The sequence below is a fragment of the Sphaerospermopsis sp. LEGE 08334 genome, assembly GCF_015207205.1.
Taxonomy (GTDB): Bacteria; Cyanobacteriota; Cyanobacteriia; order Cyanobacteriales; family Nostocaceae; genus Sphaerospermopsis.
This window is the reverse complement of the sequence record NZ_JADEXH010000015.1, coordinates 99,391-109,718: the sequence shown is the minus strand read 5'-3', so window position 1 is coordinate 109,718 and position 10,328 is coordinate 99,391. Positions and strand designations below refer to the sequence as shown.

The following is a 10,328-nucleotide window of genomic DNA, read 5'->3' as shown; positions in this document are numbered from 1 at the left end:
TTGTATGTGTCAACAAATTAGTTATGTTCATTGGATGGAAGATATCATGAGATGTTAACATTTTCACCCTTAATAGGACTACTATAACTGAATATGTAAACTTTTGTAACGACATTCAACATTTCTGGGTAAAATCCCATTTTCAGCCACACAATGATAAACAATTAAACCGCGTTTTTGGGCAACAGCTTCTAAAGTATATTCTAAAGTAGAATTTTCCTCATCTACCGATAAATAAATAGGGAAAATATCAGCATAATCCCAACCTAACTCTTCAATAAATAAAGATGTAAAATCAGAAGATTGCAGATATTTTTTAACTTGATTGCGGTTGAACTTCATAATATTTTTACCAGGTATATATACAGAAAATACAGGTATCTAACCTGTGGTAACAATTGTAGCATATACCAGTAACAAAGATTATGTACTGATTATTTAAGTTTTATTAAAATTATTAATATATTTAAACAATTACTTTAAACCATCTGCGTTTATCTGCGTTCATCTGCGTTTAAAGACTCACCCCAAAAAATCCACATCTAATAATTGTTCCAAATTATAAGGACATTCTTGGGGAAAATCTACTTTAAACTTAGTTTTTACCCGCACAAATTTTAAAGCATCAGCATAAATATCTAACATTTCCTCAGATAAATAATTGCGTAAATTACCCGTTAAACGTCGTTTTAATTGGTTTCTAAAACTGACAATTTCCGCTTGCCAATGATGTCCATTTCTTTCTGTTTCTTCCGTCCAATACTGATATAATAATAAATGTCTAATAATTTGTTCTAAAAGACTAGCAACTGCATTTTTCTTTTCATTCCCCAAATCTGCCAACTCCTCAATTAAATTTACTAAATCCACATCATTAAATTTACCTTGTTTTAATAATTCAATATTAGCTAACAACCATTCATAATCATCACTTTCATAGAGTTTTTGTAAATATTCCAAATTACTAATCACACTCATAAAATCACCTCTTAATTTTGGTAGGGGTAATTCATGAATTACCCCTACAATTGAATATTAACCCAAAAAATCCACATCTAACAACTGTTCCAAAGTGTAAGAACATTCTAAAGGAAAATCTACTTGATAATTAGTTTTTCTTTGCACATATCCTAGCGCCCGTTGATAAATTTTTAATCTTTGTTCAGCTAAATGATTACGTAAATTAGTAGTTAATTTAGCATTTAATTGATCTCGAAAACTATAAATTTCAGCTTGCCAATGTCCCGAATTTCTCTCACTTTCAGCAATCCAATATTGATATAATAATAAATGTCTAATTATTTGCTGTAATAAACTTTCTACAGCATTTTTCTTTTCATTACCCAAATCTGCCAACTCCTCAATTAAATTTTCTAAATCCACATCATTAAATTTACCTTGTTTTAATAATTCAATGTTAGTTAACAACCATTCATAATCATCACTTTCATAGAGTTTTTGTAAATATTCCAAATTACTAATCACACTCATAAAATCACCTCTTAATTTTGGTAGGGGTAATTCATGAATTACCCCTAAAATTGAATATTAACCCAAAAAATCCACATCTAACAACTGTTCCAAAGTATGAGGACATTCTGAAGGAAAACTCACAGTAAACCCAGTTTTTTCCTGTACATAACCCAAAGCATCATGATAAATATCAGCCAAAATAGAACTTAGATAATTAGATAAATTAGTAGTTAATCTATCTTTTAATTGTATCCTAAAACTTCTAATTTCCGCCCGCCAATGATTTTTATTTTTTTCATATTCACTTTTCCAAAAATTTAATAGTAACAGATGTCTAATAATTTGTTCTAACAGACTTTTAACCTGGTGTTTATCTCGCTTGGCCAATGACTCCAACTCCTCAATTAAATTCTCTAAATCCACATCATTAAATTTACGTTGTTTCAATAATTCAATATTAGCTAATAACCATTCATGATCATCAATTTCATAGAGTTGTTGTAAATACTCTAAATTACTAATTACACTCATAAAATCACCTCTTAATTTTGGTATTGGTAATTCATGAATTACCCCTACAATTGAATATTAACCCAAAAAATCCCCATCTAACAACTGTTCCAAACTGTAAGGACATTTTTGAGGAAAATCTACTTTAAACTTAGTTTTTACCTGCACATATTTTAACGCTCTCTGATAAATATGACCAAGTTCATCAGCTAGGAAATTACGTAAATTAGTAGTTAATCTATCCTCCAGTTGATAACGAAAACCTAAAATTTCTGATTGCCAATGATGACCATTATTTTCTATTTCTTCCGTCCAATATTGCAGTAATAAAAGATGTCTAATAACTTGTTCTAATAAACTTTTAACCGCATTTTTCTTTTCATTACCCAAATCTGCCAACTCCTCAATTAAATTCTCTAAATCCACATCATTAAATTTACGTTGTTTTAATAATTCAATATTCGTTAACAACCATTCATAATCATCAATTTCATAGAGTTTTTGTAAATACTCCAAATTACTAATTACACTCATAAAATCACCTCTGATTTATTTCACCAATTACCCATTACCAATTACCAATTACCCAAAAAATCCCGCACCTTCTGTAAATAAGTTTCTGCATCTTCTAACATCGGAAAATGGGCAGTATTAGGAATAATAGAAAACTCAACTTTGTCACTTAATGATGCTGCTTTTCGTCCCATTTCCGCAGGAATAATAATGTCATATTCTCCCGCTACTAGCAAAGTTGGTACAGTCAATTTAGCAAATTCTAAAGGCATTGTTTCCGCTTGTTCTTTACTTACAGAAGTAAAAATTGTCCCTATTGCCGAATCATAATCAGCGTCAATAAAATCTTGTAAAAAAGCTTGTCTTTCAGCTTTCGGAATCGGACGATGTAAAAACCTCGCCATAAACATCCTATCCGCTAAAGGTATTTTCCCCAACCATTGAGGACGAAATTTAACTACCAAACCACCAAATTTATAAAATGCCTCAAAGGCTTTTTTATCATATTCAAAAATACCGCTACAAGTTAAAATTCCCTTGATAACTCTTTGGGGATAACGGTTAAAAAATAACGTAGCAATAGAAGCACCCATAGAATGGGCATTAATATAAACACGCTCCAGATTTAATTCATTTAATAATACTGCTAAATCTTCCGCATATTCTGTTAATTCATAACTCAATTTACTGCCATCTTGGGCTTGACATTGAGAACGCCCAAAACCGCGCATATCATATAATAAACAATCAAAATTATCTGCTACAGCCTCAGCCGTACTGCGCCAATATCTACACGAACCCGCCCACCCATGCAAAAAAACCATCACAGGTTTTACCACATCTGATGGTTTCGTGATCCACTCGTAATAATGCTCAACCCCGCGAACTTTTATATAAGTCATAATTTTTAGAGATAGGTGACAGGTGACAGGTGACAGGTAACAGTAAGAAGGGAATAGGGAACAGGTGACTGGGGACTGGGAAAGATTTTATACTTCTCTCCCCATGTGCCTTCCTTCTCTTCTCTTTCTTCTTCGTGTCCTTCGTGTCTTCGTGGTTCATTAAAACTTCCTGCCTCCTGCCTCCTTCCTATGCTGACTCCGGTTTCGGTAATGAAGAAGGATGTACCAACAGTTCCGCAGTAGAGCGTTTCTCTACCATTTCCCGCGTTACTGTGCAACGAGTTACATCTTTACGAGATGGCAACTCATACATCACATCCAGCATTAATTCTTCCACAATACCCCGTAATGCCCGCGCTCCAGTTTTCCGACGGTAAGCTTCTTGGGCGATCGCCTTCAAAGCATCTGGTTTAAAATCTAACTGGACGTTATCCATCTTCAGCAGTTTTTGATACTGCTTAACTAAAGCACTGCGCGGTTGAGTCAAAATCGCCATCAATGCTTCCTCATCCAAAGGATCAACCACAGCCACCATTGGCATCCGCCCAATAAATTCGGGAATCATGCCAAATTTCACCAAATCATCTGGTTCTAAATGACGTAGTGTATCCGCAGCCCGTTTTTCTTTAGATATCCCTTCTCCAGACTGCACAAAGCCAATTGACTTTTTACCCACTCTCTGATCTACGACTTTTTCTAAACCAACAAAAGCCCCACCACAAATAAACAAGATGTTGCTAGTGTCAATCTGAATACAATCTTGATAGGGATGTTTGCGTCCGCCTTGGGGTGGTACATTAGCAATCGTACCCTCTAACATTTTCAGTAAAGCTTGCTGTACCCCTTCCCCGGAAACATCTCTAGTAATGGATGTGTTTTCACTCTTGCGGGCAATTTTATCAATTTCATCAATATAGATAATTCCCCGCTGTGCTTCCTCTACATCCAAATCTGCCACTTGCAAAAGTCGCAATAAGATATTTTCCACATCTTCCCCTACATAACCCGCTTCTGTCAGAGTTGTGGCATCTGCGACAGCAAAAGGTACATCGAGAATTTTGGCCAGAGTTTGCGCTAACAGGGTTTTACCGCAACCTGTCGGTCCCATTAATAAAATATTCGACTTTTGTAGTTCTACAGCATCATCATGTCCACCTTTGCCATTACCTTTAGACTGAGCAATGGCTAACCGCTTGTAGTGATTGTAAACAGCAACAGACAAAACTTTTTTAGCTTCGTCTTGACCAATTACGTGTTCATCTAAATATTTTTTAATTTCTCTCGGTTTAGGGATTTGGTTAAAAGAGAGATTGGCAGAACTGGTACGGCGTTTTTGAGGTTGTTCTGAACGTGGTGCTGGTTGGGAGGCAGCACTACTGGTATCCAGCAGTTCTTCATCTAGGATTTCATTACACAAGTCAACGCATTCATCGCAGATGTAGACTCCCGGACCTGCGATTAATTTACGCACCTGCTCCTGAGACTTGCCACAAAATGAACATTTTAAATGGGAGTCGTATTTAGACATACCAAGCCTCTTATTTCAGAATGGTGACGTTTTCCCCTGCTGTGGGGAGATTTTGTCTAGAAATAACCTGATCTATTAAACCGTAGTTTTTTGCCTCTTCTGCTGACATAAAAAAGTCGCGTTCCGTATCAGCTTCGATCCTTTCTAAAGGTTGACCAGTGTGCGTGGACATTAATTGATTCAACTTGCCCTTAATGTAAAGAATTTCTCGCGCTTGAATTTCAATATCAATCGCTTGTCCTTGAGCGCCACCAAGGGGCTGGTGAATCATAATCCGGGAGTCAGGTAAAGACATACGCTTCCCTGCTGTTCCCGCAGTTAATAAAAACGCCCCCATGCTGGCAGCTAGACCAAAACAAATGGTAACAACATCAGGACGTATTTGTTGAATTGTATCATAAATTGCCATTCCTGCGTAAACAGATCCGCCTGGTGAATTTATGTAAAGTTGAATATCTTTTTCTGGGTCTTCAGCATCCAAAAACAGCAATTGAGCAACTATGGAATTAGCTACAGTATCATCTATTGGCGTTCCTAAAAAAATAATCCGCTCTCGCAATAGACGGGAGTAGATGTCAAAAGCCCTTTCTCCCATACCGGACTGTTCTACCACCATCGGTACAATGTTGTTAGGGCTGTTGTAGTTACAGCTAATGCTGATGGGATTCAAGCTACTGATTGGGTAATTTCCCGACTGCGATACAAGCATACAAAAATATTTAACAATAAGTGGGACAGATGTTTACAGCCATAAAGGCTGATTTTTCGAGAATTTGAATTTGTATTTGAACTATGTTTTAACCATTATGCCTTATCTTCAGTTGTTCTCGCAGGAGATCAAGGAGTCAGGAGGCAGGGAAGGCAGGAGTTTTTTATTTTGGATTTTGGATTTTGGATTTTGGATTGTTTTTGTGATCTCCAATCTAAAATCTAAAATCTAAAATCTAAAATTTTCCTCCCCAGTCCCCAGTCACCTTTACTCAGGACTGGTGGTTTCTGCTTCTGTAGCCGGTTCTGCTTCTGAATCAGTTTCCTCTTTTTTGCTCAAAGAACCTTCGGGAACAAGTTCTATGGATGAGTTAGCCAGCAACCAATCCATTATTTTCTCATTTACTAGCTGTGCTTCTACCAAAGATTGCAGTCTGACTGCATCTATATCTTCATCAGCGTACTCTTCTAAGAGTTCTTTAACTTTAGCGTTGACTTCCTCAACTGCGACTGTGAGTGATTCCCGTTTACCGATTTCTTCTACAGCTAAAGAACGTTTAAGGCGTTCTATTGCGTCTGGTTCTGAACGATCGCGCAATTGATTCAGAATTTCTTGGGTGAGAAACTTTCTCACATCCATTCCCTGCTCTGACAATTTCATGATTGTCTGTTTGATCATGGCATCAACTTCGTTATCTATCAAAGTTTTTGGCAAATCAATTTCTACGTGCTTGAGCAGTTCCGCTAATAAAGCTTCTTGCTGATTGGCTTTAGTTTGCTCTTGGGCTTCTTTTTGATAACGTTCTTCTAAGGATGTCCGTAATTCTGCTAAAGTCTCAAAATCACTGACTTCTTGAGCGAAGTCGTCATCTAATGGTGGTAATTCTTTTTCTTTGATTTCTTTGAGTGTGACTGTGAATATTGCAGGTTTACCGGCTAATTCTTCACTAGCATAAGGATCTGGGAACTGGGCGGAAATTTCTCTGGTTTCTCCAGGGTTCATTCCTACCATACCGACTACAAAACCAGGGATAAATTTATCTTCCTGCAACTCGACTTGAAAATCTGCTGCTTCTCCTCCCGGAATGGGTGTAGGTTCTGCTGCCTCGTCTTCACCTTCGGCTTTAGCTAACACACCTTTAAAATCTACTACTGCCACATCTCCTATTTGGGCTGCTCTTCCTTCTACGGGAATTAATGTGGACATTTTCTGCCTTTCCTGATCTAACACTGTATCCACCCGTGTTGGATCATGTTTGATTTCTTCAGCTTTGACTTGGAATCCTGTATACTGCTCGATCTTGATTTCTGGTTCTACATCCACCGCCGCAGCAAAGGTCAAGGGTTCTCCAGGTTTATAATTATTAATCAAATCATCAAAGGATGACACTAATCTCGGTTGGCCAATAGCCTTAATGTCTTCCTGTTTGACTGCTTGCTCTACAACTTCGGGAATTAGTTCTTCTAGTACCGATGCTTTGATGCGACTGCTTCCCAGGCGCTGTAATAATACCTGCCGGGGTGCTTTGCCTTTGCGAAACCCAGGAAGATTTACAGTAGCACTTAAATTTTTGATTACCTGTTCGTATTTTTGTTGGGTAACTTCCGCTGTAATTTCTATTTCTAGTCCAATTTGGCTTTTTTCAAGTTTTTCCTGGGTTACTTTCATGCTTTGTCTCAGTTTTTTGGTGTTGTCATTTTTGATAGTACACACAAGCAGCGTTTATCTCGCTTATTAACTTGATGTGCAACACAAAACTTATACCAATCGCTCATATCTAGATTAATAGAGGATTTTTAGGTTATATATCAGTTTTGTGCAGTTGGTGGATTTTTTGACGCAATAAGACAAAATAATTTAGATAACTAGCTATCCAGTAATCGTCTTTTAAGCATCCTCAACTCCGGGCTTGGGGGCGGCGCTCTTCAGCAGATATCTAGTTTACTGCCAATGGCACAGAAATTCACAGATACTTCCAGTTTTTCTGCCATATCTTTAACTGATTAGGATATCTCAGTCAATTTTTCAGAATTTCTCATTTAAACGTTGTTTAGTCATAAAAAATCTGCTTAATTATCTTTAATTGATGGCTGTTGCTGCGGTCATGATAGGTTAAACGCAAAATGGTACTCAGATTGTTCAGGTTGTGATATCCTGTCAACATGGTAGATTCTCATGGTAGCACTGTTGCCTACCCATACTTGTCTGCTCTAAAAAGAGCAGGTAAGAACAAACCCCCAAACTCAAACCCAGTAACCGCTTCCCAAACCTACTCACTATTTTGAGATGCTTAACTAAGCAGTCTGGTGTTGCCAAGGTTGTACTATTGATTCTATCAACCTGATTAATGGTTGACCTATTCATTTTACCCTTAGTTTGGAGTTTGTTGTATGGTAGTGTATAATTCAAAGTAATTCAGGTTAAATAGTAATTATTGTCAAATAAAATCAAAATATAAATAAAATATCCTAAAATCCAAATTCTTTAGATATTATAGATATCTACTAACTTAGAAAGAAGTTCATCACGTATTTAAATTTCTTTGATTGCTAAATATTGCCAGTTTATAGATATTTTGAGTTTTAGAAAAAAAAAGTGAGTAACCCTAGTAACCTCTTAAAGGAGGAGTCGAATTTGTCTAAATCCTATCGTGTAGCTATTTTGGGTGCAACTGGTGCTGTAGGTACAGAGTTGCTGGAATTACTAGAAAGTCGAAATTTCCCCCTGGCTGATTTAAAATTGTTAGCATCAGAACGCAGTGCGGGAAAGACACTCCAATTTAAAGGCGAAAATATTGTCATTGAGGCAGTCAGCGATCGCTCTTTTGATAATGTTGATATCGTCTTAGCTAGTGCTGGCGGTGGAACATCTAAAACTTGGGCTGGGGTAGCTGTAGACAAAGGAGCAGTGGTAATAGATAACTCTAGCGCCTTCCGTATGAACCCGGATGTACCTTTGATAGTTCCAGAGGTGAATCCTCAAGCCGCAGCCCAACATAAAGGCATTATCGCCAATCCTAACTGCACTACCATTTTAATGACCTTGGCAGTTTGGCCACTGCATCAAGTAAAACCAGTAAAAAGGATTGTAGCGTCAACTTATCAATCAGCTAGTGGCGCTGGTGCAAAAGCAATGGAAGAAGTAAAAATTCAATCCAGTGCTATATTACAAGGACAACAACCAGTAGCTGAAGTGTTACCTTATCCGCTGGCGTTTAATTTATTTCCCCATAATTCCCCAATGACTGATATAGGATATTGTGAGGAAGAACTAAAAATGGTCAACGAAACGCGGAAAATATTTGGTAATCAAGACATCAGAATCACTGCCACTTGTGTACGGGTTCCCGTACTCCGCGCCCATTCCGAAGCAATTAACCTAGAGTTTGAAACGCCTTTTAGTCCAGATGAAGCAAGAGCAATTTTAAGCAATGCGCCTGGTGTTAAATTGGTGGAAGATTGGCATAAAAATTATTTTCCCATGCCCATAGAAGCTAGTGGTAAAGATGAGGTTTTAGTCGGCAGAATTAGACAAGACATTTCTCATCCTTGTGGCTTAGAATTATGGTTATGTGGCGATCAAATCCGTAAAGGTGCGGCTTTAAATGCGGTACAAATCGCCGAATTATTAGTAGAAAAAAACCTACTTCAGAATTGGTGATTGGTGATTGGTGATTGGGTAAAATGACTAATGACTAATGACTAATAACTAATAACTAATGACAAATCAGGAGTAAAAAACGGGTGGTAGATTTTGGTACAGTGATAACGGCAATGATCACGCCGTTTAAAGCAGATGGTAGTGTTAACTATGAAGTAGCTGGAAAATTAGCAGCAAATTTAGTTGACAATGGTACAGATACATTAGTGATATGTGGAACAACAGGTGAATCTCCCACGTTAAGCTGGGATGAAGAGTATCAACTGTTTGTGGAAGTGCTGCAAGCTGTAGCAGGGAAAGCAAAAGTAATTGCTGGGTGTGGTTCAAATTCTACCAAAGAAGCGATCGCAGCAACCGAAAAAGCAGCTAGAATAGGAGTACATGGTTCTTTACAAGTTGTACCTTATTACAACAAACCACCCCAAGCGGGACTATACAAACACTTTCAGGCTATAGCCCAAGCCTGTCCCGATTTACCGATGTTGTTATATAATATCCCAGGTAGAACTGGTCAAAACCTGAGTCCAGAAACAGTTGTACAATTAGCACAAATCGACAACATTGTGGGAATTAAAGAAGCCAGTGGTAACTTAGATCAAGCTAGTGAAATTCGCCGCTTGACACCACAGGAATTTCAGATTTACGCTGGAGATGATTCTTTAACCTTGCCTCTGTTAGCGGTTGGGGCTAGAGGTGTGGTAAGTGTGGCTTCTCATCTGGTAGGTAATCAACTAAAACAGATGATAGAGTCCTTTAATGTGGGCAAAATTCAAATTGCTACTGATATTCATCTACAACTATTTCCGTTGTTTAAAAGTTTATTTTTAACAACAAATCCCATTCCTGTTAAACAAGCATTAAAACTTCAAGGTTGGGAAGTTGGTTCAGTTCGTCCACCGCTGTGCGAAGCTGACTCAGAAATCTGTCAGAAGTTAGAGGACGTGTTGCATCAACTCGGCTTAATCTGAGCGCCAATATGTTGGATACTAGCCAGATGCTGGTTTCCCAGATACTTATAAATAAAAAGTAACAA

General features: G+C 37.5%; 11 protein-coding genes. 2 read left to right on the top strand and 9 right to left on the bottom strand.

What is annotated here, in order from left to right; genetic code table 11:
* Positions 1-81 precede the first annotated feature (81 nt).
* The 9 genes from IQ237_RS10815 to tig all read right to left on the bottom strand — a co-directional run bounded on the left by IQ237_RS10815 (position 82) and on the right by tig (position 7,303).
* Positions 82-342, bottom strand: a complete 261-nt coding sequence (locus tag IQ237_RS10815; protein WP_194054941.1) for a hypothetical protein — start codon at positions 340-342, stop codon at positions 82-84.
* Between the two features lie 180 nt (positions 343-522).
* On the bottom strand, positions 523-978 hold the full coding sequence (locus IQ237_RS10810; RefSeq protein WP_194054938.1) for a DUF29 domain-containing protein: 456 nt from the start codon (positions 976-978) through the stop codon (positions 523-525).
* A gap of 57 nt (positions 979-1,035) precedes the next feature.
* Entirely contained in the window at positions 1,036-1,491 is a 456-nt protein-coding gene (locus tag IQ237_RS10805) for a DUF29 domain-containing protein (RefSeq protein ID WP_194054937.1), read from the bottom strand.
* 57 nt (positions 1,492-1,548) lie between these two features.
* A complete protein-coding gene (locus IQ237_RS10800) occupies positions 1,549-2,004 on the bottom strand; it encodes a DUF29 domain-containing protein (protein WP_194054935.1) in 456 nt (151 codons plus the stop codon).
* A gap of 57 nt (positions 2,005-2,061) precedes the next feature.
* Positions 2,062-2,517 carry a DUF29 domain-containing protein gene (locus tag IQ237_RS10795; protein ID WP_194054933.1) on the bottom strand — a complete coding sequence of 152 codons (456 nt, stop codon included), beginning with the start codon at positions 2,515-2,517 and terminating at the stop codon, positions 2,062-2,064.
* Between the two features lie 41 nt (positions 2,518-2,558).
* Positions 2,559-3,398, bottom strand: coding sequence for an alpha/beta fold hydrolase (locus tag IQ237_RS10790; RefSeq protein WP_194054931.1), 840 nt, complete (start codon positions 3,396-3,398; stop codon positions 2,559-2,561).
* 187 nt (positions 3,399-3,585) lie between these two features.
* Positions 3,586-4,926: an ATP-dependent protease ATP-binding subunit ClpX gene (gene clpX, locus IQ237_RS10785; protein WP_194054929.1), complete on the bottom strand. Its 1,341-nt coding sequence runs from the start codon at positions 4,924-4,926 to the stop codon at positions 3,586-3,588.
* Between the two features lie 10 nt (positions 4,927-4,936).
* The gene (clpP, locus tag IQ237_RS10780) at positions 4,937-5,635 is read right to left on the bottom strand and encodes an ATP-dependent Clp endopeptidase proteolytic subunit ClpP (RefSeq protein ID WP_194054927.1); all 699 of its coding nucleotides are present in this window, start codon (positions 5,633-5,635) and stop codon (positions 4,937-4,939) included.
* A 267-nt stretch (positions 5,636-5,902) separates the two neighbouring features.
* On the bottom strand, positions 5,903-7,303 hold the full coding sequence (gene tig / locus IQ237_RS10775; RefSeq protein ID WP_194054925.1) for a trigger factor: 1,401 nt from the start codon (positions 7,301-7,303) through the stop codon (positions 5,903-5,905).
* A gap of 966 nt (positions 7,304-8,269) precedes the next feature.
* Between tig and IQ237_RS10770 the strand changes: the two genes are divergently transcribed.
* Together IQ237_RS10770 and dapA are read left to right on the top strand one after the other, a co-directional pair.
* Positions 8,270-9,295 (top strand): aspartate-semialdehyde dehydrogenase, encoded by a 1,026-nt coding sequence (locus IQ237_RS10770; protein WP_194054923.1) that lies wholly within the window; start codon positions 8,270-8,272, stop codon positions 9,293-9,295.
* Positions 9,296-9,378: 83 nt separating this feature from the next.
* A complete protein-coding gene (gene dapA, locus IQ237_RS10765; protein WP_194054913.1) occupies positions 9,379-10,263 on the top strand; it encodes a 4-hydroxy-tetrahydrodipicolinate synthase in 885 nt (294 codons plus the stop codon).
* Positions 10,264-10,328: the final 65 nt, after the last annotated feature.